We start from the raw sequence: 24495 nt of genomic DNA, 5'->3' as shown, positions 1-24495 counted from the left end.
TACCCGGTCGCGTGCGTACCAAGCGGGTCGAAAGGGGCCCGCCACCGCGCCGGGCCCGGGCGACCCGGTGGAACGGCTCGCCCGGTCCTGGGATCAGCCGTGCGCGGCGAACGCCTTCGTGAAGGCGAGCGGCGCCTGGACGATAGAGGAGCAGGTCGGGTCGGCGTAGTTCTTGGCACCGCCGGCGCACTGCCGGTCGCGGGCGCCGGACCACATCGCGAGCCGGCCGATGCCCTTGGAGCGGGCGAAGGCCGCCAACCGAGTGGCGTCCTCGACCGTGAAGACCTCGGTGGCGACATCGTTGACACCGATCATCGGCGTCACGGCCACCGCCTTCCACGCCGCGCCGTCCGAAAGGCCGAGGACCGCCTTGATCTGCGCCTGGGTGGCGGTCGCCGCCTGGATCGCGTGTCCGCCCATGTCCGCGGCGTACGCGGGACCGTAGTCCATGGCCATGATGTTGACCGAGGAGATCGCCACCCCGTTGTTCCGGGCGTTGGCGAGCAGGTCGAGGCCCGGCTGCGTCAGCCCCTCGGGCATCACCGGGAGGGTGAAGGAGACGTCGAGTCCGGGGTGGCTCTTCTGGAGCTGTGCGACGGCCTGCGCCCTGCGGGTGTTCGCGGCGGTGTCGGGCAGGGCGGCGCCCTCGATGTCGAAGTCGACCTTCGTCAGCCCGTACGCGTCGACGACCTTGCCGTAGGCGGCGGCGAGGCCGGTGGCGGAGTCGCAGGCCAGGGCCAACTCGGAGCCGGCTGCGCCGCCGAACGACACGCGTACGTCGCCGCCCTTGGCGCGCAGGGCCGGGAGCTGGGAGGCGACGCGGTCGGCGCCGAGCGCGGTGGTCCCGCCCCACAGCGGGGTACAGCCGCCGCCGGAGGTGACGAAGGCGAGGTTGAACTCCTTGACGCCGGTCTGCGCGGCGGTGTCGAGGAGGTCGTAGGACGGGTAGAGGGAGGTGTCCACGTACGGCGCGAATCCGGCGGAGCCGGCGCTCCCGCCGCTCGTGCCGCCGGTGGGGGCCGGCTTGGAGGGGGTCGGCGCGGTGGGTTTCGTCGTGGGGTCGACCGTCGGGTGGGCCGTGGGTTCGGTGGACGGGGCCGGTGTCGGCGCGGCGGTGGGGCGCGTGGTCGGCCGGCCGCTGGGGGTGGGTGCGGGGCCGGTGCTGGTGGAGCACTTCTCCTTGTTGATGAGGCAGCCCGTGGGGTTGCCTGCGCTGCCGGTCGCGGAGGTGACGAACCCGACGGTCAGGGAGGCGCCCGGGGCGAGTCCGGCGGTGTCCCAGCGGGGCGGCTTGACCGTGACGTGCCGGTCGTTGACGGTCTGTTCGCCGTTCCAGAGGGAGGCCAGGGTCGTGCCGGCCGGAAGGTCGAATTCGAGGGTCCAGTCCCTCAGCGCGGCCCCCGTCCGGTTGGTGATGACGTACTGCCCGGTGTAGCCGGTGGTCCAGCTGCCGGACTTGGTGAACGTCGCCCCCACCGAAGCCGCTTGGGCGGTACTGGTCAGGACGACGGCGGTGACGCCGACGGCCGCCGCGACGGTCAGGGCCGCTGCCGCCTTCGCCTTGGTGCTCGTGGTGCGGCGATGGGAATTGCCAGCCATGGGGGACCTGCTTCTGCCTGGGGGATGAGGGATCGAGCAGCACGCTAGCGACCGAGAAACGGACAAACGTGCGGTTCCCTCCCCCGCTCGCAGACCTTGAGGCGGCCTTAAGGAAGAGATCGGGGCCGGTTAATGACCCGACCGTCGGTGCCGGCCGGCAGGATCGGGGCCATGACGACCGCGCTTGGTAGCGACATCGAACGGGCCGTCCCCGGCAAGGGGACGGGTGGTCCGGGGGCGGGCGGGGCCGGGTGAGCCACCCGACGCACGGCGCGCTGCACCACGTCGAGATCTGGGTGCCCGACCTCGACCGCGCGGTGGGCGCCTTCGGCTGGCTGCTGGAGGCACTGGGGTACACACGGTTCCAGAGCTGGAGCAACGGACGGAGCTGGCGGCTCGGGGCGGTCTACCTCGTCTTCGAGGAGTCACCGGCGCTCACTTCCGTCCACCACGACCGTCGCCGCCCCGGGCTGAACCACCTGGCGTTCCACGTCGAGGACGCCGCCGCGGTGGAGGCGCTGGCGACCGAGGCCGAGCGGCACGGCTGGCGTCTGATGTTCGGCGACCGACACCCGCACGCCGGCGGTACGGGGCATTACGCGGCCTACCTGGAGAACGAGGACGGCTTCGAGGTCGAGCTCGTGGCGATCCCGTGACCCCCTGGTCACCTGACCCCAGATCCGTGGGGCGGGGTCCGGTCCGGGTACCGACCGGGCCGCCACCCGGATGCGGCCTCCGGCCATATGGGGGAAGCTGGCAGGGCGGCGACCGGCGACGAAGACGGACGGGCGAGGAGGCCTCGTGGACGGTTCAGGAGACAGCCGGCGGGCGCGCGCGCCCCGGACCGGAGTACGGACGGCCGGTCTGCTGTGTGTGGCGGCGGCCCTCGCGGCGACCACCGTTCCCGCCTCCGCACGGACGGCCCCCACGGCGACGAGCGATCCGCCGGCCGAGCCGGTGGTTGTCGTCGACTGCTTCTCCAAGGCCCAGGTACGCCCGGACGAATACCTGCTGGCCTGCGGTGACGGCAACAACAACCTCGTCCGGCTCCACTGGGAGACCTGGGGGCCGCGGGTCGCGACGGCCACCGGGACCGACATGGTCAACGACTGCCGCCCCTACTGCGCGGCCGGCCGTTTCCACGCGTACCCCGTGACCGTGACCCTCAGCAAGCCGGAACCGTGGCCCGATCGCCCCGGTGTGCGGCGCTTCACCACCATCCGGCTCCTCTACACGCACGCCGCGCCGGCCCCGGCCTCCAAGGACGTGACGCTCAAGCTGGTCTACTGACCACGGTGCCCCGGGTGCCCCGGCTTCCCGGGGCGGCCCGGGCTCGTCAGGGGCGCGTCAGCCTTGCGGGTGGGGCAGGCGTGCCCCCGTGCGATGGGCCGCCGCGTCCGTGACGTCGAGGAACACCTGGTCCAGTTCGGGCCACCGTTCCTGGAGGTCGGTCCGAATGCGGACCATGGCGTCCTCGACGGTCTCGCTGTCGTAGCCGGCCGTCAGGTCTATGCCGGCGGCCAGGAGCGCCGAGTCGGGCCCGAGACGCATCGTCAGCAGGGAGGTCACCGTGTCGACCTCCGCCTGGCCTTCGAGCAGCGCGCGGATCTCGCCCTGGAGGCCGGCGTCGACCGCCTCGCCGATCAGCTGGGTCCGGGCCTGCTTGCCGAGCACGTAGGCGACGTACACGAGCAGGAAGCCGATGAGGACGGAGGCACCCGCCTCGTAGGCCACCTCACCCGTCGCCATGTGCAGCGCCATGCCCGCCATGGCGAGGATGACGCCCAAGCAGGCCGTGCTGTCCTCCGCCAGGACCGTGCGCAGGGCGGGATCGCGTCCGGCGCGTACCTCCGCGGCCACGCCGCGTCCGGACGCCCGTGCCGCGCGGCGTACTTGGAGCACGGCCCGCAGCAGCGAGACGCTCTCGGCGAGGAGCGCCACGAAGAGCACGATCAGGCCGATCACGTACCCGCTGTGGGATTCGCCGCCGCCGGAGCGAAACGCCTCCACGCCCTGGAAGACGGAGAAGCAGCCGCCGGTGACGAAGATGCCGACGGCGGCGAGCAGCGACCAGAAGAAGCGCTCCTTGCCGTAGCCGAACGGGTGCCGGGTGTCGGCGGGACGCCTGCTGCGCTTGACCGACGCCAGCAGGAAGACCTCGTTGATGGAGTCGGCCACGGAGTGCGCCGCCTCCGAGAGCAGGGCGGGCGAGCCGGCGATGACGCCGCCGATGGCTTTGGCCACGCAGATGGCGAGGTTGGCCGCGAGCGCCACCCACACGGTGAGCCGGGTCTCGCCGTCCTGCCCGCCGGCCCTCCCCTCCGGGCGCCCGGGCCCCTTCGTCCGCGTGCCCCCCTCCGCGGTCATCCGCGTACCACGGCCCGTACGTTCTCGACACTGCCGCAGTCGGCGGCCAACTGGCGCTCGCGTTCGCGCAGGAACGCGACGGCCAGCTCGGCGCGTCGGTCGTCGGGCACGCTCTCCCTGGCTCCGTTGAGGATCGTCCGCTCCTCCTCGTCGATGTGGTGGGACACCGCCTTCGCCAGTTCCTCCAGGCGCGCGTCCCACTCGTCCGAACCGACTTCGGACACTTCCAGCAGCGCCAGCAGCGCTTCGTTCCCCTCGGCGTGCTCTTCGCTGCCGTGCTCCACCTCCTCGTCGTCGACCCCCTTGAACCGCTTGAGAGCGCCGTAGACCTCGGCTTCCTCGGCCTCGCCGTGTGCGATGAGCAGCGCGGCGAACTCGCGCAGGGCCGCCGCCCGGTCCGCTTCCACGCTCCGCATCCGACGGAAGAGGTCCTCCATGCGCCGGTGGTCCTCAAGGATCACCGCGACGACGTCCTGTTCCACAGCCATGGTCCACTCCTGCTCGCTTCGCGCCGTCCCGCCCGAACGGAGGGGGCGCCCGGCTCCCTGCCGTCCGACGGGCGCGGCCGCCTGCCTCCGGTTGGTCACCTTCGGTGGTGCTCGCTGCCGGCGAATTCAAACGTGGCACCGTGGGCGGACATCACGACCGGGGCGAGGCCAGTGGCGCCGACGCTCTCCACGCCGGGCGCGGGCGGCCCGCCGGCCAAAAGGCGCGTTCTTCGGGTCGGCGGACCGCCGGCGCGCGTTCACCGCGTCGGGGAACGGCTCGTGCACCCACGGATCGGTGTCGAAGGGCCGCCCTGGCCGTCCGCTCGGCCATCCGGCGCGCCCTGCCTTGCCCCACGGGATGGCGGCCGGTGTCGTGCGGCCGGCCGAGTTCGGCTGGCGGGAGGCCTCCGACGCGCCGTCGACCACCAGGCGGAACGGCGTCGCCTCCACCGCGCGCCGCTCGGCCGGGGGGCGTCCCATGTCGGCACCGCGCGCGACTGACCGCCCTGCGGTACGCCGCCCCTGGCGCCGCCGGTCACGAGGGGCGAGCGGTGGCGCGGGGGGGTTCCGGACAGCGGCTAGGTACAGGAGGGGCAGAGTCCGCGGTAGGTGACGTCGACCCCCGAGACCGTGAAACCGAACCGCTCGTCGGCCGGGAGGTCGTGGAGCGGGTCGCCGGCCGGATGGACGTCTCGGATGAGGCCGCAGCCGGAACAGACCAAGTGGTGGTGCGGGTGGCGGGCGTTGGGGTCGTAGCGCTTCGCGCGGCCGTCGGTGGAGACCTCCACGACCTCGCCGAGCGAGACGAGTTCGCCCAGGGCGTTGTAGACGGTGGCCCGTGAGATCTCCGGCAGCAGCCGTACCGCGCGGGCGTGCACCTCGTCGGCCGTGAGGTGGACGTGGTCGCCGTCCATTACCTCCGCAACCACCCGCCGCTGGGCGGTCATTCGCCAGCCACGCCCTCGCAGCCGCTCCAGCAGGTCACTCATATCGGCTCGCCCTTCTGGTCCGGTCTTCCGGTCCGGCGGGACCGCTCGAAATCCACTCGCGCACGCGCGGAATCCGATTGGATACGGGCTTGGTGTGCTTCTTGACTTGGATTCCGTCCATCGTAGGATCGGTTGCGTTGGCAGCCAAGGGACACGAAGGATTCCACAGCGGCAGGAGACGAAGACGTGAGCGGCCACCGCCGGGGTACCGCGCGGCGCCGACGTGCGCGCGGCGGCGGCCCCGCGTCCCGCTGCCGGAGACCGTCCGGGACGGTGACCACCTCGGCGTCGATGCGACCCACGAGGCCGAGGGCATCTACTGGGGGCCTGTGCCCCGTTTGATCGACCGCATGCAGAACCGAGCACCATGATCCGCCTGGTCCGGAAGGATTCCCATGTCTGAGAACCATGATGCAATCGTCGTAGACGCCAAGACGGAGGGCCAAGGCGGCTGTCCCGTCGCTCACGAGCGCGCCCCGCACCCCACCCAGGGCGGCGGAAACCGCCAGTGGTGGCCGGAACGGCTCAACCTGAAGATCCTTGCCAAGAACCCCGCCGTCGCCAACCCCCTCGGCGAGGACTTCGATTACGCCGAGGCCTTCGCGTCCCTCGACCTCCCCGCCGTGAAGCGTGACATCGCCGAGGTGTTGACGACCTCGCAGGACTGGTGGCCCGCCGACTTCGGACACTACGGCCCCCTGATGGTCCGCATGGCCTGGCACAGCGCGGGCACCTACCGCATCAGCGACGGCCGCGGCGGCGCCGGAGCAGGGCAGCAGCGCTTCGCCCCGCTCAACAGCTGGCCGGACAACGGCAACCTCGACAAGGCCCGTCGCCTGCTGTGGCCCGTCAAGAAGAAGTACGGCCAGAGCATTTCCTGGGCCGACCTCCTGATCCTCACCGGCAACGTCGCCCTTGAGTCGATGGGCTTCGAGACCTTCGGCTTCGCCGGTGGTCGCGCGGACGTCTGGGAGCCCGACGAGGACGTGTACTGGGGTCCGGAGACCACCTGGCTCGGCGACGAGCGCTACACGGGCGACCGGGACCTGGAGAGCCCGCTCGGCGCGGTCCAGATGGGCCTGATCTACGTCAACCCCGAGGGCCCCAACGGAAACCCGGACCCGCTCGCCGCGGCCCGCGACATCCGTGAGACGTTCCGCCGGATGGCAATGAACGACGAGGAGACCGTCGCCCTGATCGCGGGTGGCCACACGTTCGGCAAGACCCACGGCGCCGGGCCGGCCGACCACGTCGGCGCCGACCCGGAGGCCGCCCCGCTGGAGGCGCAGGGCCTGGGCTGGAGCAACAGCCTCGGCACCGGCAAGGGCGGCGACGCCATCACCAGCGGCCTCGAGGGCATCTGGACCGACACCCCGACCACCTGGGACAACAGCTTCTTCGAGATCCTGTTCGGCTACGAGTGGGAGCTCTTCAAGAGCCCCGCCGGGGCGCACCAGTGGCGGCCGAAGGAGGGTGCCGGGGCCGGTACCGTGCCCGACGCCCACGACGCGTCGAAGAGCCACGCGCCGACGATGCTGACGACCGACCTCTCGCTCCGCTTCGACCCGGCCTACGAGCAGATCTCCCGCCGTTTCCTGGAGAACCCGGACCAGTTCGCCGACGCGTTCGCCCGCGCCTGGTTCAAGCTGACCCACCGTGACATGGGCCCCAAGGTGCGCTACCTCGGCCCGGAGGTCCCGTCGGAGACGCTGCTCTGGCAGGACCCGCTGCCCGAGCTGACGCACGAGCTCGTCGACGCGGCGGACATCGCGTCCCTCAAGGAGCAGGTCCTCGCCTCGGAGCTGTCCGTGTCCGAGCTCGTCTCCACCGCGTGGGCGTCGGCCTCGTCCTTCCGCGGCAGCGACAAGCGCGGCGGCGCCAACGGCGCGCGCATCCGCCTCCAGCCGCAGAGCGGTTGGGAGGTCAACGAGCCCGACCAGCTGGCGACGGTACTGCGCACGCTGACGGGCATCCAGGAGTCCTTCAACGCCGCGCAGGCCGGCGGCAAGCGGATCTCGCTCGCCGACCTGATCGTCCTCGCGGGGGCCGCGGGCGTCGAGAAGGCCGCCCGGGACGCCGGCTTCGACGTCCGGGTGCCCTTCACCCCCGGTCGGGTGGACGCCACGCAGGAGCAGACCGACGTCGAGTCGTTCGCCGCGCTGGAGCCCGCCGCCGACGGGTTCCGCAACTACCTCGGCAAGGGCAACCGGCTTCCGGCCGAGTACCTGCTCCTCGACAGGGCGAACCTGCTGAACCTGAGCGCTCCCGAGATGACCGCCCTGGTCGGCGGTCTGCGCGTGCTGGGAGCCAACCACCGGCAGTCGTCGCTCGGCGTGCTCACCACGACACCCGGCAACCTGACGAACGACTTCTTCGTCAACCTGCTCGACCTGGGCACCACTTGGACGGCCACGTCCCAGGACGCGACCACCTTCGAGGGTCGCGACGCCGCCACGGGCGAGGTCAAGTGGACGGGCAGCCGCGCCGACCTCGTCTTCGGTTCCAACTCGGAGCTGCGGGCGCTCGCCGAGGTCTACGCGAGCGATGACGCGAAGGAGAAGTTCGTCAAGGACTTCGTCGCCGCGTGGGGCAAGGTCATGAACCTGGACCGGTTCGACCTCGTCTGATCCGACGTCAGGGCCGGCCCTTCGGGGGCCGGCCCTGACGCGTGTCCGCGCCGCTCGGCGGTGCGAGCCCAACCGGCGTGCAGGAGTGGCTGGTTGTCGCCGGTGGAGTGGGCGGCCCTGGCATGATTGGGCTCACGTTACTTGCCAGTAACGCGACTCGTCCTACCAGAAGGTCCTCACGTACGTGCGCAAGCTCGCCATACGCGTCCTGCTCCCCGGCCTCGCCACCTTGGCGCTCACCGCCACCGGCTGCTCCTCGACCGGACACACCGCATCGGTGGACGCCGCAAGTCCCGTCCCGGTAAGTCCCGTTGCCGACGGTGCCCAACGCCTCGACGTCACGCCGGCCCCGCAGGACGCCGTCACGACCACCGCGGTCACGCGCGCCGAAGGCGCCGGCAAGGGGGCGCCGGTGAGATCGTCGCTCAAGATCGCCTCCTACGACCCGGCGACGCGACGGGCCGTCATCGCCCCGCCCCCGAAGGGCGACATTCCCATACCGGCTCCCTCCCGCGATCGTTCGCCCGGTCGCTCCCCGGACCACTCCCCGGTCCCCTCCCCCGCTCCCGACAAGCCGGTCGCCGTAGGCGACGTCATCGCCGGCGCACCGGCGCCGGGCGCCCCCAACGGCCTCCTCGCCAAGGTCACCGAAGTCGGCAGGACGACCGATCGCGGCACCGAGGTCACAACGGCCGCCACCCCCCTGTCCTCCGCACTGGGCGACGACAAGGCGGACGGGAAGGTCCCCGTCGACCCGGCCGCCGTCACGGTGGAGCCCCTGATGAAGGGCGTGACCCTCTCCTGGGCGAAGAGCCAGGGGGCCCGGTTCGGACCCGAGGGCGCGAAGCTGCCCCTGGGCAATCTACGCCTCGACCTCGACGCCCCGATCGACACCGCGCCCGACGCCCCCGTCTCGGCCGGCGCCTCGGTCTCCGGCTTCGTCCAGCTCGCCCCCACGGTCGAGTTCGCGTACGACGGATCGGGCGGCTCCGGACCCCGTTCGGCCTTCCTCGGCATGAGCGGCGACTGGTCCTCGCAGTGGAGCCTCAAGGGCCACGCCGCAGCCAACACCGGCAGCCCCAAGCGCGTCCCGTTCGCCAAGCTGCACAGCGCCCCGGTCATCCAGGTGGGCCCCGTACCGGTCGTCGTCAACCTCGACCTGACCTGCTACGTACAGGTGGAGGCCGACGGACACGTCTCCCTCGACGTGCGCCAGGACGTCAAGGGTGACTTCCGGGTCGGCGGCAGCTACGCGACGGGCAAGGGCTGGACCCCGGTCAGCACGTCGAACGTCCACAGTTCCCCCGTGAAGGCGGAGGTCAACGCCGCGGGTCGGGTCAAGGGGGCCCTCGGTGCCGAGGCTGCCGTCGGCCTGTACGGGGCCGTGGGCGTCTCGGCGGACTTCGCCCCCTACCTGCGCGGCGAGGCGGACGGCAAGGCGTCCGCGTCCACGGACGGCAAGACCGCCGTGAGCGGTGCCTGGGCGCTCTACGGCGGCTTCGACCTCAGTGGACAGCTGCACCTCCAGCTGTCCCTGTTCGGCACCCCGGTCCTCGAACGCCGCATCCCGCTCGGCACCCTCAACCGCGAGTGGCCGCTCACCGGCGGCAAGTCCGCCCGCTAGCCACCGCGCCCGCCCCGGCCGGTCTCACGGAACGTCGCGCGGCGCAAGCCGGGCCGGCGGCTGCACTCGTTTGCTTGCTCCGCATGGTGGGGTCTGCCGATGTGCTGCATCGTGACGGCGAGTGGACATCTCCTCACGTCGTGGGGGCCGCACGGTCCCCAGCCGTGCGCGGTCGTCACGCGACGGTCAACCCGGACGGAGCGTTCTATGAGTGACTACCCCCCACCCCAGGCCGGGGACGAGGAGCCGTCGGCGGAAGCGGGCGCCGGCCCCGGTGACACTCCGGTCACCGCCACCGCCACCGGCGACGACGGCCTGCGCATGCTGTTGCAGACGGCGGTCGCCTGCCGCCCCCTGGAAGAGGTCGCGGACCTGGTGACGCTGCTGCGGCAGTCCGGCCAGGTCCCCGACGCCGCCAACGAGGCGCTGCGCGCCGCCGCCGTCAGCCGCCCCGTCGAGGACGTCGTCTCCCTCGCGCTCCTCCTGAGCAACGAGGAGGAGTCCGCGCCGCAGCCCGAACGAATAGTGCGGGACGAGCCGACGCAGCGGCGCGGGACACGTGCGGACCGCCCCAGGAAGGCCGTACGACGCCGTTCCCCGCGGCCTCCCGGGGCGCCGGGCCGGGGACTGCGGTGGCCCACCGTGGCAGTTCTGGTCGCATCCGCGCTCCTGTACCTGCCCCGGCATCCGTCGCGCCTGCTGTCCGACGGCGGCGCGGGAACCTGGCTGCTGCTGGGCGTCGCGGCGGTGTGCGCGGCACTCGCCGTCTGCCTGGTGGTGCGGGACCGCACCAGGGTGTGGGCCGCCGCGACCCTGACCGGCCTGGCGATCCTGGCGGTGCACGCCCTGGCGGCCATGACGGGACTGTCCCCCCTGAGCGGCGCCGTCGGCGGCCTGCTGCCGTGGCCCACGGGCTTCGCGGTCCTCCTGGCGGGCTTCGGCGCCGCCCTCGCGGGCATGGCGCTGCTCTACCGGTCCGAGGAAACGGCGCCGGCTCCCCCGCCGGAACCCGTCGGCCACCCCGTGATGGACCCGCTGGACATCGTCCTGCCGCACGAGGACGCGGACACCGCCGAGGCGGGGACGACGACTCCGTAGGGCCCTCCTGTCGATCGGCGCCGCTCCCGTACCCCGTAGGGCCGCGGCGCCGTCCGGCCCGCGCCGGTCACCCGGCGCCGCCCGCCCCCCGACGGACGAGGTCGATCTGCTCGTCCACCGCCGGCAACTCCGACTGGCGCCCCATGAACGCCAGTTGTCGGCGGTAGCCGAGCAACGCGTCGACGAGCAGGTCGGATCGGGCGGGTTCCAGCTCGTACATGCGGCGGGCCGCCGATACGGATTCCGCCAGAAGGGCCAGGGCGGTGTCCGGCCGGTCGGTGAAGTCGCGGCGGCCGTACTTCCCCAACGCGACCGCCAGAAGGGGCAGATAGGCCAAGGGGCTCACTCGGACGAGCACTCGGTAGGCGGCGACCCGCTGTGCGACGGAAGGCTTTTTCGACCCGAGGAGGGCCACTCGTGCTCGCAGTACCGCGTCGTGATTGATGTTCACCGATTCGCTCATGACGGCGATTCTGAATGCCGCACAGGTGGTCGAACAAGGGCAATCGGATGTGCGCTCGGTCCTACGAAAACGCCCTCTGACCTGTCATGATGGATACGTCTTCACCCTTGTCGCCACCCGGCGCCGGCCACCCGGGGCGATCACCGGCACGGGGCCCGCGCGCCGCATGGAGGCGAGCGCCGGCGCTCGGCGACCGGCGCGCAGTGGCGGCCGGTGCGCCCTCGACGCGAAGTCGGCCATGACGCGGCAGTCGGCCGAAATCCGTCGGCTTAAGTCGCGCGGATGGGGTCACACGCGGTGCATGAGCGCACACGAGGAAACCCCCGATCCCAAGACCGCATCGCGCGGTTCCCACGTCAACGGGACGGCCCCGGCCAAGCAGCGGGCCGCCGGCGCGGGTACGGATTCGGGCTCGAGCGCGGGGACGGACGCGCCGACCCTGCTGCCCGCGCCCCTCGCGGAGAAGACGCGCGCGGCGGCGCGCGCGCTGCGGGGCACCGTCGGGCACACCGGATGGCTCCGGACGACCCTGCGCGCCCGCAAGGGCGTCACGGCCGGCGCCGCCGGCGGCACGGCGGTCCTCGCCGCCGCCTGCTACGCGGCCGGTCGCCGGGCGGGACTGCGGCGCCGAGGCCCGCTCTCCCGCCTGACCGGCGGCCGCCTCTGAGGCACCCACCCGAAGGCCGGGCACCCGGACCACCGCACCTACGCCCCTCTGGGGCGACACCCGCCATCTGGAGGCGCTCATGTCAGCACGGGGGAAACTGTCCACGCACGAGTTCGGGGCGTGGCGCGCCCGACCCGAACCGCGGCCGCACACGGATCGGCCGGCCGCAGCACCCGGCCGGCCGCCGCTGAACCGCGCCCTGGCCGCCGTGCTCCTGGGCGCGTGCCTGGTGCTTCTGGTGGCGGGCGCCGTCAGCGGTTCGACCGCCATGGCGTGGGCGGCGGTGACCGCGTGGATAGGCGTGGTGAGCACCGTCTCCGCCGTGTGCGGCCACGCCTCCCGCCCGCCCCACCCCCGCTGACCGGCCCGTCGTGCGGCGCGGCGGGACGCGGCGCCGCCCCGGTGCGTATATTTGTCATCGGACAACCATTGCCATGCGTTAAGTCTCGGCGTCGGGCACAGTGAAGGGAGACCCGCGTGATCAGCAGTTCGGCCGGTGCCGCCGATGTCCGCCAACTCGTGGTGGAGTCGCTGAAGGGACGGGCGGACGACATAGCTGATCGCTGGGTTCTGCTCCAGATGCAGCGCGCCCCGATGGAACCGGCCAACAGCGAGCGCGAGCTGCGCTACGAGGCCGACACGCTGTCCTCCGCGCTGCTGACCGGTCTCGACACCACTCTGCCGCTCGACCAGCTGGTCAACCAGCACCGCGAACTACGGGAGGCCGTACGGGAATTGTCCATGCGCAGGGCGCGGGCCGGGGCGGCTCCGACCGCCACCGCGATGTCGGTGCTGGCCCTGAAGGACGTCCTGCTGGAGATGCTCCGGGAGACCGTGGACGACGTCGGCCGGCTCTTCGCGGCGGCCGTGCTGATCGACCGGCTGCTCGACGCGGCCGGCGCGTTGTCCTTCGCAACGTACGTCGAGGGGCGGGAGGACATCATCCGGCGACAGAGCCGTCAGTTGCTGGAGGTCTCCACGCCCGTCGTGCGCCTGTGGCGGCAGGTGGTGGCCGTACCTTTGATCGGCACCCTGGACACCGCGCGCACCCAGGTGGTGATGGAGAACCTGCTCCAGGCCATCCAGGACGAGGACGCGCAGGTGGCGATCATAGACATCACCGGTGTGCCGACGGTGGACACCGCGGTCGCCCAGCACCTCATGCAGACGGTACGGGCGGTGCGGTTGATGGGCGCGGACTGCGTCATCAGCGGTATCCGCCCGACGATCGCGCAGACCATCGCGCAACTGGGCATCGACTTGTCCGACATCCTGACCCGGGCGACCCTCGCCGAGGCCCTGTCCGAGGCGATGAAGATCACCGGCGGTTCCGCGCCGGCGCCCCGCGCCCCGGTCGCCCGATGAGCGCCCCCTCCTCCGCCGTCCCGATCCTGCGCCTGGGGGACGTACTGGTCACCGGGCTGCTCAACGAGCTGGACGACAAGTCGGCCGTGGCCTTCGCGCGGGAACTCACCGAGCGGATCTCCGCCGACCGGGCGCGCGGTGTCCTCATCGACATCTCCCGCCTGGAGATCATCGACTCGTTCGTTGCCCGCAACCTGATGGAACTCACCGGGATGGCCCGGTTGTTGGGCGCCCGCGTCATCGTGGCCGGCATGCGTCCTCCGGTGGCCATCACCCTCGTGGAGCTGGGGCTGGAGCTGACCGGCGTCGAAACCGCGCTGCACGCCGAGCAGGGCATGGCAGCGCTGGGCTGGGTCCGGGCCCCTCAGCCGGAAGGGGCGCCGCATGACGCCGCTGGCTGACGGCAACCGTACGGTGGGTGATCCCGACACGGCGCGGGTGGCCGTCCGCGACAACGAACCCGTCCGGCTCTCCCTGGCCACGGAAGACGACCTGCTGGCGGTCCGCCACGCCGTACGGTTCGCCGCCGTGGCCGCCGGCTTCTCCATCATCGACCAGACGCGGGTGATCACCGCGGCCAGCGAACTGGCGCGCAACGCCTACATCCACGGCGGCGGCGGAGACCTCCTGGTCGATACCGCCCAAGCGGAGGGCCGTACGGGGCTCCGCCTGACCATCCGTGACCGCGGACCGGGCATCCCCGACGTGGAAGCCGCGCTGGCCGACGGCTACAGCACCGGCGTCGGCCTCGGCCACGGCCTGGGCGGCGCGCGCCGGCTGATGGACGACTTCGAGGTCCGCAGCACACCGGGCGAGGGCACGACGGTCATCACCACCCGTTGGCGGCGCTGATGCTCCCGGCCCCCGTGGCGCCGACGCGTCAGGTCCGGATCGACCACTACAGCGCGGTGCACCTCGCGGCCGAGACCGCGCGCGCGGTGGCGAAGGAGTGCGCGCTGCCCGGCGCGCTGCCCGACCAGGCGGCCGTGGTCGCGTCGGAGCTGGCAGGCAACATCGACAAGCACGCCCGCGACGGAGTGCTCTACATCCAGCCGTTGCCGCTGGGCGGCGGAGTGGAAGTCCTGGCCGCGGACCGGGGCCCGGGCATGGCGGAGGTCGCGCGCTGCCTGGCCGACGGCTACACCACCACGGGGACGCTCGGCGCCGGGCTGGGCGCGGTCGGACGCATCGCGACGGAGCTCGCCATCAGTTCGCGGGCCGACACCGGCACGGTGGTCTGTGCCCGACTGGCCCTGCCCCGGCAGCGCGAGGCGGCCCGGCAGCCGGTGGGGCTGGTCTGTCTGCCGGCCGCCAACCAGGAGGAATGCGGGGACGCCGCCGCCGTGCACGACGTCGACGACGTGCGCACCGCGCTCGTCGTCGACGGTCTCGGGCACGGCCAGGAGGCGGCGGAGGCCGCCCAGGCAGCCGTGCGTTCCTTCCGCGGCGCCGCCGAGGGCGCCCTCCCGGAGGTCATGACGGTCCTGCACCGGGCGCTGCGGCACACTCGCGGAGCCGCGGTGGCGCTCCTTCGGCTGCGCGCCGGGGAGGCCGAGTACTGCGGGATCGGCAACGTCCGCCTGGTGGCCCTCTCCCCCGACGGGGCGCACCATCGGCTCACCGGTCAGCCGGGCGTGGTCGGCTGGCGGATGCCGGCCCCGCGCGCGCACCGCGTCCCCCTGACCGGGGCGACCACCACCGCGCTGCACACCGACGGCATCGATCTGCGATGGGCGCACACCCCGCCCGATCACCTGCTGCGTCTGCCCGCCCCGCTGCTCGCCGCGACGGTCGCGCACGGCTACCACCTCACCCGCGACGACGCCACCGTGCTGGTGGCCAGAGCTCCCGACCGTCCGTCATGAGCCGGCTCTTTCGCGACCTGATGGTGCTCCGCGAGGAGGTGCGCGACCTCGCCCACCGTTACGGGCTGCCCGCGGACGTGCGGGGCCGGCTGGTGCTGTCCGTGACGGACCTGGCCTCCCCCGAGTTGGAGGCCGGGCACCCCGTCACGCTGACCACCGTGTGCGACGGCACGCAAGGGGCACCCCAGCTGAACGTCACGCTGACCGCTCCGCGCGCGGCCGGGCCGCTGCGCGGCGCCGACATCCCGCTGACCGCGCACGTCACGTCGGCGAACTCGGTCACCTGGCACATCGCCCTGACCGACCGGGACACCGGACGGCGCGAGGAGGCCCTCGCGCCGGCGCGGTCGTCGGCGTCCCTGCCGCTCCGGGTGCGCGAGGCCGACGAGGAACTCCGCGCCGCCCTCGCCCGGGCGGACTCCCTCACCGCCGACCACCGCCTGCTCAAACACGAACTGGCGGAGACCAACGCGGGCGTCCTCGCCCTCTACGTGCAACTGGACGAGCGCGACGAGCAGTTGCGGAAGGCGCACGGCCGGGTGCTGCGGGAGCTGGAGGACGCACTACGTCCCCCGCCGCCGAAGGTCGACGGCCTGGAGCTGGCCGTGCACTACGCACCCGCCGACCCGGCCGCCCCGACCGGCGGGGACCTCTACGACTGGTTCACCCTCCCGGACGGGACGGTGCACGTCACCGTGGTCGACGCGCTGGGCCACGGCGTACGAAGCACCCGCGGCGCGGTCACCGTCACCCACGCGGTCCGCACCCTGGCCCTGGAGGGGCACCCCCTGCACTCCCTCCTCGCCCGCACCCACCACCTCCTCATGCCCTTCAACGCGGACCTGATGGCCACGGTGCTCCTGGTCCGGCTCGACCCCGCCACCGGGGAGCTCCAAGTGGCCAGCGGCAGTCACCCTCCCCCACTGCTCGCACGGGAGGGCAGGGCACCGGAGTTCCTTGAAGCGACCGGCCGGGGCATCGGCTTCCCCTCCCCCGGCAGCGACGCGGTCCTGCGCGACCGCATGGAGCCGGGTGACCTGCTCCTGCTGTACACCGACGGCCTCACCGAGAGCCGCAGGGACCTGATCGAGGGGGAATCCCGGCTCGTGAAGGCCGTCGAGCAGCACGCCCACCGCGCAATAGCGGAGATCCCCGACGCCGTGGCCGGCGAGATGCACACCGTCGTCCTGCACGCCGACGACACGCTCGCCCTCGCCATGCGGATCACCGCGCGGGTCCCGGTGACCGCAGCCCGGACGAGGGGCGTTCGCCGCCTGCCGCCGCAAACCAGGCGGGCTGACAAACGGTCAATCGGATGAGAGAGTGGTGCGATGCCGCACAGCTTCCCCTTGCCATCCCGGCACCCCGGGCAGGTGGCTACCGAGGCATCCGCTCTCCTGGAGCTGCTGGACGTCCTCTGGGGTCGCGGGCAGGAAGCCGTCCCCGCCCCCGTACCCCCGTCCCAGCTGCGCGCCCTGACCGTGATCGACGAGCGGGAACGCGTCAACCTCCGGGACCTGGGCGAAGCGCTCGGCTCCACGCCGCCCTCGGTGAGCCGGCTCTGCGACCGGCTGGAAGCGGCCGGTCTCGTCCGGCGCTCCCGGGCCACGGCGAACCGCCGGGAAGTGGAGGTGCGGCTGAGCCGCAGCGGCCTCGGCGTCCTGGCGTCCGTTCGCGCGGCCCGGGCCAAGGAACTCGAAACGGTACTGACGCGCCTCAGCGGTGACGAGCGACGGGCGCTGTTCGACGGTCTGGCCGCCTTCCGCGAAGCCGCCGGCGATACGCGCCCCGACCGCGCGGGCCGCTCGACCCGCGAATCCGGTGAGGTGCACGTCAGCGACATCGCCTGACCGGCCGTTGACCAGGTCGGCCGGATGGTCGGGGGATCGCCGGATGGTCGGAGGGATCGGGTGCGCCGGCTCAGTCGACGCCGCCGGGGCGGCAGCGGCCGGGCGGCCCGGCTTCCACGGCCCGGGTGAAGGCCAGCAGGCCGGTCACCAGGCTCCGGCGGTCTTCGGCCGCCATCCACGACAGGATCTCGCGCAGGTCCGCGGCGCGCCGATCCGACAGGGACGTGAGCGCCTCGTCGCCGCGGGCCGTGAGGCTCAGTCCGACCTCGCGGCGGTCGGCGAAGGCGCGGAACCGGCGCAGCAGGCCGGCGGCCTCCAGCCGGTCACACAGCCTGCTCGCGGCGGGAACGGAGGCCCCCACGTGCTCGGCGAGCCGCGACAGATTGACGCCCGGGCAGCGCCGCACGGCGATCAGCGCCCGCACTTGCAGGGCCGAGAGGCCGGGCGGGATGTCGCGGCCCGCTCGGCTCCAGCGTTCCACCAGCGCCTCGGCGATTTCGGCGACCTCACGGGACGCGTCGTCCGGAGGCACTTCGGACGGTCCGGCGCGGTCCATCGTGGCGGTCACTTCCCTTGAGCGGGTGCGGTGCCCCGGGCAGACGCCCCCGGCAACGGGTTCACCCGGGCGCGGTTGTCCCGCGTCCGCCCGCGTCGGGACAAGTATCCCTGCCGACGGCCTGGTGTCCGGCCGGCGGCGGCGACATCACGTGCCGCCGCACCGGATGTCACACGGGGGACCCACGCCGCGACCCGTTCGGGCCGCCGCCGACCGGCCGGGCAGGCCCCCTCACGGGACGGGTCAGGCAGGCCGGCCGCCGAAGGGGGCCCCGGTGCCGTAGTACGTGCCGAGTTCCGCGTGGTACCCCGCGTCGTCCAGGTGTCGGTCCCGGTGGAACTCCGGCGCGTTCTTGATCTGCTCCTTGGTGAGGTCCACCAGGACGCGCTTCTCGTCCGGGTCGATGCGCGTGACGGCGCCCGCCGGGATCAGCACTTCCTTGCCGAAGATCCACACACCGGTGTCGACGACCAGGTAGGCGGAGCCGACCTCGTACGAATGCTTGTCGACCTTGCCGATGGTGCCTTCGGTCGCCTCGACCTTGAAGCCCGTCAGGTCCGTTTCCTCCAGGTGTCCGGCCGTCTCACGGAAAGCCCACATGTGACCACTGCTCCTTGCTCGTCGAACGGTCCGTCGGCTGCCCGCCTGCCCCGGCCGCCGGATCGCATGCGGCCGGGGGCACACCCGGCCGGCGCCCGCGTCGCGCCCGACACGCGGCGGAGGGTTGAGCAAGGGGCGGTGTCACGCCGGCCGGTGCGTCGGCGCGGCCTGTTCGGCGCCCGTGGTGCCTCCGGCTTCCGTACGACGGAACTCGGCGTTGATGCGTTGGGCCTCGGCGAGCTGGTCCTCGAGGATGACGATCCGGCAGGCGGCCTCGATCGGGGTGCCCGCGTCCACGAGTTCACGGGCGCGGGCGGCGATCCGCAGCTGGTAACGGGAGTAGCGGCGGTGGCCACCCTGCGAACGCAACGGGGTGATCAGGCGGGCCTCGCCGATCGCCCGGAGGAAGCCGGGGGTGGTACCGAGCATCTCGGCGGCCCTGCCCATGGTGTAGGCGGGGTAGTCGTCGTCGTCGAGACGCCCGAGTGAGTTCTCTGCTGTCACTTTCACCTCATGCATACGGGAATGCGTCGAGGGGCCCTGGTGCCGTACGGCACCAGGGCCCCGAAGGAAATTCAACACCATCAGCCGGGCTCTACCGCTGCCGGCTCCTCATGTCCGCAGACTCCCGGGAAGGCCGGGCTGCGGAATCTCGGATGCGTTACCGGGAACCACCTTCCCCTCGGGTCTCCAGCGGCGGCCGGGGGGCTGTCGCCCACCCGGTCGAGCAATGCTTGACCTTCGTCTACGAATGAAACGTTAACCGCCCCGCGCCCCGATGTCTATCGCAGCCAGCGTAGATTTTACGGTTCACCTGTATGAGTTAATCATCCTCCGGTGCGGCCCGGGCCGTGGCCGAGCGCTCCGGCCCGGGGCGGCGCGGTCCGGCGCCCGCGCGCGAGGATGGTCCTCATGGCAGACACCTTCACCACGCACACCCTGGACCTCACGACCGGTTCCACCGAGACGGTCCACGACCTGACCGACGCCTGCGCTCGGTTCCTGCGGGAGACCGCACGGGGCCGGGACGGGCTGCTCAACGTGTTCACCCCGCACGCCACCGCCGGCCTGGCCGTGATCGAGACGGGCGCCGGCAGCGACGACGACCTCTTGGAGGCGCTGCGTACGCTGCTGCCCGCCGACGACCGCTGGCGGCACCGGCACGGCTCGCCCGGTCACGGCCGTGACCACGTGCTGCCCGCCCTCGTGCCGCCGCACGCCACGCTGCCCGTGGTGGGCGGCGAGCTGGCGCTCGGCACCTGGCAATCGGTGGTCCTCGTGGACACCAACCGCGACAACCCGCGGCGGACCGTGCGGCTCTCGTTCCTGGGCTGAGGCCCTGGCCGGCGCGCGGGGCGGCGGCCCCCGCCCCGCCGTGCGGGTCAGTCGTGCACGCGGGCGGTGCCGATCCGGCTGACCATGGCGGGGTCGCGGTGGTCGAAGAAGAGGGAGCTTCCGGTGTCCATGGCGGCGATGCGCGCCATCTCCCCCTCGGTGAGGGCGAAGTCGAACACGTCGAAGTTCTCGGCCATCCGGTCGGCGCGGACGGATTTCGGGATCACGACGACCTCCCGCTGGACGAGCCAGCGGAGCACCACCTGCGGCACGGACTTGCCGTGGCCCTCCGCGATGTCACCGAGGACGGGGTCGGAGAAGAGGTTGTTGCGACCCTCCGCGAAGGGACCCCACGACTCGATCCGCACTCCGCGCTCGCGCATGAGTTCCTGGTCGGCCGTGCGCTGGAAGAAGGGGTGGGTCTCCACCTGGTTCACCGCGGGAGTCACTTCGTTGTGTTCGATGAGGTCGACGAGCCGGTCCGCGTGGAAGTTGGAGACCCCGATCGCCTTGACCCGGCCCTCGCGGTACAGCCGCTGCATGGCGCGCCAGGAGCCGTACACGTCGCCGAAGGGCTGATGGATCAGGTACAGGTCGAGGTGGTCGAGGCCGAGCTTGCGCAGCGAGGTGTCGAAGGCGCGGCGGGCGTTCTCCTCGCCGGCGTCCTGGACCCAGAGCTTGGTGGTGACGAACAGCTCTTCGCGCGGGATTCCACTGCTCGCGATCGCCCGGCCGACGGCCTCCTCGTTCTGGTACGCGGCCGCGGTGTCGAGCAGTCGGTACCCGACGGCGAGCGCATCGGTCACGGCTCGTTCGGTCCGCTCCGGCGGGATCTGGTAGACGCCGAAGCCGAGGATCGGCATCTCGACGCCGTTGTTCAGGGTGACGGTCCGCATGGGACTTCCTTCCTCGGGGGCCCGTTCCGGTCGAACGCCCTCGTGGCACAGTGGGCGCCGGACGGCGCCCACTGTGCCACCGCCTCCGGGTCGCACGCCGGTTCGGCGTGTGACCCGGCGCGGCGGAAGGTTCCGCGCGGTCAGCCCTCGATGCGGTGCTGGGTCCAGAAGGAGGTCAGGTCCGTGGTCGTGGCGGCCTGGGCGGCCGCCTTGAACTCCGCGGTGGTGGAGACGCCGTACCAGTGCGAGGTGGCGTAGTCCTTGAGCAGCTTGGCCATGACGCTGTCACCGAGGACGCGCCGCAGGTCGTGCAGGGCGCACTTGCCGTAGCCGTAGACGACGGTGGAGTACCGGGACGAGTGGGCGTCCCAGTAGGCCATGGGATTGGTGATCTTCTCCGCGGTCGACGCCCAGGAGACGCTGCTCCAGCAGTTGGTGCCCGTCTTGCCGAGCGCCAGGTCGGTGGCGTAGTCGGTGAAGGCCTCGTCGAGCCAGGGGCTGGTGTACTCGTCGTCGCCGACGATGCCGTAGAACCACTGGTGGCCGATCTCGTGGGTGAGCGCCGTGGTGCTCACCAGGTCGAGGACGAAGCCGGGGTATTCCATTCCGCCGAACCAGTAGTTGTTGTCGATCACCGCGTCCAGCTCGCCGTACGGGTAGGCGCCGAACCTGGCGGCATGGGTGTCCACGGCGGACTTGGCGGTGGTGAGCATCGACTGCGAGTCGGCGGAGCTGATGCCCGACACGGAGTAGACGTTGATCGGGGTGCCGCCGGGCGAGGTGCCGGAGATCTTGGCGAAGGGGCCTGCGGCCCAGGCGAAGTCGCGGACCTTGGAGGCGGTGGCGGTGGTGACCGTACGGCCGCCGGAGCCGGCGGTGTCCACCGAGGTGCCGGTGGCCGGGACCAGCAGGGCAGTCGGGTGGTCGAGGGTCACGCGGAAGTCGGAGGCGAGGGAGTAGAACGACTCGCCGTTGTTGGTGTAGGGGTCCAGGTGCCAGCCGGCCGCGTCCTTGACCGCGAGCACGGGAAGGGCGTTGCCGATGAAGTTGAACGCCCCGTCATGGCCGAAGCGGTCGGCGCCGCTGGGGACGGTGATGCCCAGGTCGAAGCCGATCGTGGCGCTCTGGCCCTGCGCGAGCGGTGTGGGGAGGGTGATCTGGAGGGCCGTGCAGCCGACCGAGAGCGCGCCGGCGGTGCCACCGGTGACGTTGGTGACGGTGATGGGCATGGCGGAGCAGGTGCCGTGGTAGTTGTCCCAGAGCCTCAGGTACACCTCGTTCAGCGCCGTGGCCGAGGCGTTGGTGAAGGTCGCGCTCTCGTGGCCGTTCCAAACGGCACCGCTCGTGTCGCTGCTGAGGCTGACGGTGTAGGAGGGTGCGGCCGGTGTACGGGTGGGGTCGCCGGGCGGGGTCGTGCCGCCGGAGGTGTCGAGGGCGACGTCGTCGATGACGAAGCTCGTCTGGAGGCTGGAGTCCTCCGTGCCGGTGAAGGCGAGGCTCACCGTCTGTCCGGCGAACGCCGACACGTCGAAGGACTTCTGGACGTACCCGGTGTTCTTGTCGAGGTTCGAGTAGGTCGCGAGCGTCGTACTGCCGATCTTCGCCGTCAGCTTGTCGTACTTGGTGGAGGTGGTCGTCTCGGCGGTGTCGATGTGCAACCAGAAGGTGAGGGTGGCGGAGCTGCATCCGGCCGGGACGGTGACGCTCTGGGAGAGCGTGTCGGTGTGCGTGCTTCCGACGCCGTTCAGCCACGCGAAGGTCGTGCCCGCGTGGGCGCTCTGGCCCGCGCGGCCGGTGATCACGCTGGTGGACGACTGGCTCCAGGGCGAGGTGCCGCTTTCGAAACCGCCGTTGGCGACGACCTGGGCCGGGGTACAGGCCGCGGCGCGGGGGGCCGCGGACGGCTGTGCCGCTGCCGGGGTGGTGCCGAGCGAGGCGGCGGCCAGCGCGGCGACCGTGAGCACGGTCGTGGCGAAGGCCTTGTGGGGGGTCGATCTCACACGGAACTCCTTTGCGGCGGCCGGGATTCCGGCCTGCTCGGTGACAGCTCGCCCGGCTGGGTGTGCCGGACGGCGGCCGCGGGCTGCGCGCATCGCTTGCGCGATCGCTGGGGTGAGATTCCTTGCGGCGTCCTGGGGTCAGGGCGACGACAGGCGGAAGCCTGGCAGATTTGTCGGGAGCATGCCATCAGGCGCGAGTAAAACCGTCCCCGTTCCCGAACCGGCCCCCTCACCCGCCCCCGCACCCCCTACGCCCCCTGGCGGACCTGCGCGGCTCTCGGGCACCATCTCCTTGCCGCTCGCCGGTCTTCCGAACGAGACGGTCCGGCTCCACCTGCACCGCCAACCCACCGTGCACGGCCACCCGCAGGAGGCACACGCCGATGAGGCTCCGCCCGATCCTCGCCGCCCTCACCCTCACCCTCGCCACACTGGCCGCGCCCGGTGTCGGGGTGTTGACCGGTGCCACCGAGGCCTACGCGGCCACCAAGATCAGCCACGCCACCGCCACCTCGATGTTCCGCGCCTCCGGGATCACCTGGTCCTCTTCAGGTGGCTGCTCGGACCGCAACAACCCGACCTGCACGTCCTTCGAGCAGCTCAACCTGGCCACCGCCCAGGGCGCCCAGACGCTCAAGAGCGCCAGTGGCTGCGCGCTCGACATCACCGGCGGCACCGAGAGCGGCCACGCCGCCGGGACGTACTCACACTGGAACGGCTACAAGCTCGACTTCGCCAAGTACACGTGCCTGGGCGCCTACATCAAGAACACGTTCGCCTACATCGGTCCACGCGGCGACGGAGCGCTCCAGTGGAAGTCCGGCTCCGGAAACGTCTACGCGGACGAGGGCAGCCACTGGGACGTCACCTACTACAACTGCGGCGGCTGTTGACCGGCCGCGCGCGCGGTGGCACGACGAGGTCCCCGGGAGCGGCTCACGCTCCCGGGGACCTGGGTCCGCAGCGGTGGTTCAGTCCTCGCCGAGGATGATGTGGTCCTCGGTGGTGCCCGTTTCCCGGATCGGCTCGGAACTCCCGCGGACGCTCTCCGCCGCCTGGCGGCGCGGTCTCGCACGCTCCTCGGGCTGATCGGTCGCCCGGGTGGAGTCGTTCCGGATCGTGTTGCGCACCATGTTCAGCTCCTCCTTCGGCCGTGGCGGGCGAGACGTGCCCCGCCGGACCCTCCGCGCATCTGGAACGTGACGTCCGCTGCGCGACGCAGCAGCACGCACCCCACACTGTGGCCGCCCCCACCGCCGTGCGCCCCCGCTGGAGGCCGATCGGGTGAACCGCTCCCGGGCCCCTCCCCCGCCGTCGGCCGCCCGGGCCGGTGTCCTACGCGGTGGCGGCGCAGTCGGGGTGGCCCCAGCCGGAGCCGTGCTTGGCGATCTTGGCTCCGGCCGCGTAGGCCGTTCCGCAGGGACACGTTCCCTTGAACTTCGCCGTGATGGTGCGCACGCCGCGGCCCGATGCGCCCGAGCCGGTCGCGCGCTCCGCGGCGGCGGCCGGCTTGCGGCGGGCGGGGGCCGTGCGGGCGGGGGCCGGTACGGGGATGGTGTGGTCGCCCAACGCGGTGCCCGCGGGCTGCTGCGTGGTCGCGGCGTCACTGGCGGCCTGGTCGGCGATCGCGTTCAGATGGTCACCGTCCTCGCGGTGGGCGGGGACGTAGCGGAACTCGACGTCCCGCTCGGCGAGCAGCGCGTCGATGCGTTCGACGAGTTCACGGTTGGCGACCGGCTTGCCGGCCGCGGTCTTCCAGCCGTTGCGCTTCCACCCCGGCAGCCACTGCGTCACCGCCTTCATGGCGTACTGGGAGTCCATCCGCACCTCGACGGCCGTGCCCGGGGCGACGGCCTCCAGCAGCTTCTCCAGCGCCGTGAGCTCGCCCACGTTGTTCGTGGCCCGACCCAGCGCGCCGGCTTCCCAGCGCTCGGGACGACCTTGCGCGTCGCCGATGACCCACGCCCATCCGGCAGGCCCGGGATTCCCCTTCGCCGCCCCGTCGCAGGCGGCAATGATGCGTTCAGACATCCCCCGATCATGCCCCACCGAATTCCCCCGCCGGACCATCGCACCCGGGAGGCACCCGGGTGCCGGGGCGTGAGA

27 protein-coding genes are annotated in these 24495 nt (G+C 72.2%); 15 read left to right on the top strand and 12 right to left on the bottom strand.

Annotated elements, in window-relative coordinates; translation table 11 throughout:
- Positions 1–93: 93 nt before the first annotated feature.
- On the bottom strand, positions 94–1599 hold the full coding sequence (locus ACV7NM_RS29440; RefSeq protein WP_463413138.1) for a cellulose binding domain-containing protein: 1506 nt from the start codon (positions 1597–1599) through the stop codon (positions 94–96).
- Between the two features lie 251 nt (positions 1600–1850).
- Between ACV7NM_RS29440 and ACV7NM_RS29435 the strand changes: the two genes are divergently transcribed.
- On the top strand, positions 1851–2255 hold the full coding sequence (locus ACV7NM_RS29435) for a VOC family protein (RefSeq protein WP_463413137.1): 405 nt from the start codon (positions 1851–1853) through the stop codon (positions 2253–2255).
- 145 nt (positions 2256–2400) lie between these two features.
- Entirely contained in the window at positions 2401–2889 is a 489-nt protein-coding gene (locus ACV7NM_RS29430; RefSeq protein ID WP_463413136.1) for a hypothetical protein, read from the top strand.
- 57 nt (positions 2890–2946) lie between these two features.
- Here the strand turns inward: ACV7NM_RS29430 and ACV7NM_RS29425 are convergent, their stop codons facing one another.
- The 3 genes from ACV7NM_RS29425 to ACV7NM_RS29415 all read right to left on the bottom strand — a co-directional run bounded on the left by ACV7NM_RS29425 (position 2947) and on the right by ACV7NM_RS29415 (position 5443).
- On the bottom strand, positions 2947–3966 hold the full coding sequence (locus ACV7NM_RS29425; protein WP_463413135.1) for a cation diffusion facilitator family transporter: 1020 nt from the start codon (positions 3964–3966) through the stop codon (positions 2947–2949).
- Complete coding sequence (locus ACV7NM_RS29420; protein ID WP_463413134.1) at positions 3963–4454, bottom strand: hemerythrin domain-containing protein; 492 nt, start codon at positions 4452–4454, stop codon at positions 3963–3965. Before ACV7NM_RS29420 ends, ACV7NM_RS29425 begins: the two co-directional genes overlap by 4 nt.
- A 578-nt stretch (positions 4455–5032) precedes the next feature.
- Complete coding sequence (locus ACV7NM_RS29415) at positions 5033–5443, bottom strand: Fur family transcriptional regulator (protein ID WP_463413133.1); 411 nt, start codon at positions 5441–5443, stop codon at positions 5033–5035.
- 395 nt (positions 5444–5838) lie between these two features.
- Between ACV7NM_RS29415 and katG the strand changes: the two genes are divergently transcribed.
- The 3 genes from katG (at position 5839) to ACV7NM_RS29400 (ending at position 10792) form a co-directional block, all read left to right on the top strand.
- The gene (gene katG / locus ACV7NM_RS29410; RefSeq protein ID WP_463413132.1) at positions 5839–8070 is read left to right on the top strand and encodes a catalase/peroxidase HPI; all 2232 of its coding nucleotides are present in this window, start codon (positions 5839–5841) and stop codon (positions 8068–8070) included.
- A 184-nt stretch (positions 8071–8254) separates the two neighbouring features.
- Positions 8255–9694 carry a hypothetical protein gene (locus ACV7NM_RS29405; protein ID WP_463413131.1) on the top strand — a complete coding sequence of 480 codons (1440 nt, stop codon included), beginning with the start codon at positions 8255–8257 and terminating at the stop codon, positions 9692–9694.
- 207 nt (positions 9695–9901) lie between these two features.
- Complete coding sequence (locus ACV7NM_RS29400; RefSeq protein WP_463413130.1) at positions 9902–10792, top strand: hypothetical protein; 891 nt, start codon at positions 9902–9904, stop codon at positions 10790–10792.
- Positions 10793–10859: 67 nt separating this feature from the next.
- Here the strand turns inward: ACV7NM_RS29400 and ACV7NM_RS29395 are convergent, their stop codons facing one another.
- Complete coding sequence (locus tag ACV7NM_RS29395; RefSeq protein WP_463413129.1) at positions 10860–11255, bottom strand: hypothetical protein; 396 nt, start codon at positions 11253–11255, stop codon at positions 10860–10862.
- A 301-nt stretch (positions 11256–11556) separates the two neighbouring features.
- On the opposite strand from ACV7NM_RS29395, the gene ACV7NM_RS29390 reads away from it, so the two are divergent.
- The 8 genes from ACV7NM_RS29390 to ACV7NM_RS29355 all read left to right on the top strand — a co-directional run bounded on the left by ACV7NM_RS29390 (position 11557) and on the right by ACV7NM_RS29355 (position 17002).
- Positions 11557–11922, top strand: coding sequence for a hypothetical protein (locus ACV7NM_RS29390; protein WP_463413128.1), 366 nt, complete (start codon positions 11557–11559; stop codon positions 11920–11922).
- Positions 11923–12001: 79 nt separating this feature from the next.
- On the top strand, positions 12002–12283 hold the full coding sequence (locus ACV7NM_RS29385; protein ID WP_463413127.1) for a hypothetical protein: 282 nt from the start codon (positions 12002–12004) through the stop codon (positions 12281–12283).
- 116 nt (positions 12284–12399) lie between these two features.
- Entirely contained in the window at positions 12400–13287 is an 888-nt protein-coding gene (locus tag ACV7NM_RS29380) for an STAS domain-containing protein (RefSeq protein WP_463413126.1), read from the top strand.
- Positions 13284–13688: an STAS domain-containing protein gene (locus tag ACV7NM_RS29375; RefSeq protein WP_463413125.1), complete on the top strand. Its 405-nt coding sequence runs from the start codon at positions 13284–13286 to the stop codon at positions 13686–13688. The genes ACV7NM_RS29380 and ACV7NM_RS29375 overlap by 4 nt, the downstream gene beginning before the upstream one ends.
- Positions 13672–14139, top strand: coding sequence for an ATP-binding protein (locus tag ACV7NM_RS29370; RefSeq protein WP_463413124.1), 468 nt, complete (start codon positions 13672–13674; stop codon positions 14137–14139). The genes ACV7NM_RS29375 and ACV7NM_RS29370 overlap by 17 nt, the downstream gene beginning before the upstream one ends.
- Before the next feature lie 14 nt (positions 14140–14153).
- On the top strand, positions 14154–15152 hold the full coding sequence (locus ACV7NM_RS29365) for a SpoIIE family protein phosphatase (RefSeq protein ID WP_463413123.1): 999 nt from the start codon (positions 14154–14156) through the stop codon (positions 15150–15152).
- On the top strand, positions 15149–16471 hold the full coding sequence (locus ACV7NM_RS29360; RefSeq protein WP_463413122.1) for a PP2C family protein-serine/threonine phosphatase: 1323 nt from the start codon (positions 15149–15151) through the stop codon (positions 16469–16471). The genes ACV7NM_RS29365 and ACV7NM_RS29360 overlap by 4 nt, the downstream gene beginning before the upstream one ends.
- Positions 16472–16525: 54 nt before the next feature.
- Positions 16526–17002: a MarR family winged helix-turn-helix transcriptional regulator gene (locus ACV7NM_RS29355; protein WP_463413121.1), complete on the top strand. Its 477-nt coding sequence runs from the start codon at positions 16526–16528 to the stop codon at positions 17000–17002.
- Between the two features lie 70 nt (positions 17003–17072).
- Here the strand turns inward: ACV7NM_RS29355 and ACV7NM_RS29350 are convergent, their stop codons facing one another.
- From ACV7NM_RS29350 to ACV7NM_RS29340, 3 genes are all read right to left on the bottom strand, one after another.
- On the bottom strand, positions 17073–17570 hold the full coding sequence (locus ACV7NM_RS29350; RefSeq protein ID WP_463413120.1) for a MarR family winged helix-turn-helix transcriptional regulator: 498 nt from the start codon (positions 17568–17570) through the stop codon (positions 17073–17075).
- Between the two features lie 231 nt (positions 17571–17801).
- A complete protein-coding gene (locus ACV7NM_RS29345; RefSeq protein WP_463413119.1) occupies positions 17802–18158 on the bottom strand; it encodes a PRC-barrel domain-containing protein in 357 nt (118 codons plus the stop codon).
- Between the two features lie 141 nt (positions 18159–18299).
- Positions 18300–18662: a MerR family transcriptional regulator gene (locus ACV7NM_RS29340; RefSeq protein WP_463413118.1), complete on the bottom strand. Its 363-nt coding sequence runs from the start codon at positions 18660–18662 to the stop codon at positions 18300–18302.
- Positions 18663–19070: 408 nt separating this feature from the next.
- Between ACV7NM_RS29340 and ACV7NM_RS29335 the strand changes: the two genes are divergently transcribed.
- Positions 19071–19493, top strand: coding sequence for a secondary thiamine-phosphate synthase enzyme YjbQ (locus ACV7NM_RS29335; protein WP_463413117.1), 423 nt, complete (start codon positions 19071–19073; stop codon positions 19491–19493).
- Positions 19494–19540: 47 nt separating this feature from the next.
- Here ACV7NM_RS29335 and ACV7NM_RS29330 read toward each other — a convergent pair whose 3' ends face one another.
- Together ACV7NM_RS29330 and ACV7NM_RS29325 are read right to left on the bottom strand one after the other, a co-directional pair.
- Positions 19541–20389: an aldo/keto reductase gene (locus tag ACV7NM_RS29330; protein WP_463413116.1), complete on the bottom strand. Its 849-nt coding sequence runs from the start codon at positions 20387–20389 to the stop codon at positions 19541–19543.
- 140 nt (positions 20390–20529) lie between these two features.
- A complete protein-coding gene (locus ACV7NM_RS29325; protein ID WP_463413115.1) occupies positions 20530–22389 on the bottom strand; it encodes a M1 family metallopeptidase in 1860 nt (619 codons plus the stop codon).
- Between the two features lie 383 nt (positions 22390–22772).
- Between ACV7NM_RS29325 and ACV7NM_RS29320 the strand changes: the two genes are divergently transcribed.
- Positions 22773–23282 (top strand): hypothetical protein, encoded by a 510-nt coding sequence (locus tag ACV7NM_RS29320; protein WP_463413114.1) that lies wholly within the window; start codon positions 22773–22775, stop codon positions 23280–23282.
- Between the two features lie 78 nt (positions 23283–23360).
- On the opposite strand, the gene ACV7NM_RS29315 is transcribed toward ACV7NM_RS29320, so the two are convergent.
- Positions 23361–23522 (bottom strand): hypothetical protein, encoded by a 162-nt coding sequence (locus ACV7NM_RS29315; protein WP_463413113.1) that lies wholly within the window; start codon positions 23520–23522, stop codon positions 23361–23363.
- Between the two features lie 202 nt (positions 23523–23724).
- A complete protein-coding gene (locus ACV7NM_RS29310; RefSeq protein WP_463413112.1) occupies positions 23725–24420 on the bottom strand; it encodes a ribonuclease H family protein in 696 nt (231 codons plus the stop codon).
- Positions 24421–24495: the final 75 nt, after the last annotated feature.

This window comes from Streptomyces sp. Tek67B01 (assembly GCF_055231995.1).
Note: the sequence above shows the minus strand (reverse complement) of the source record. Positions and strands in the feature narration are given on the sequence as shown.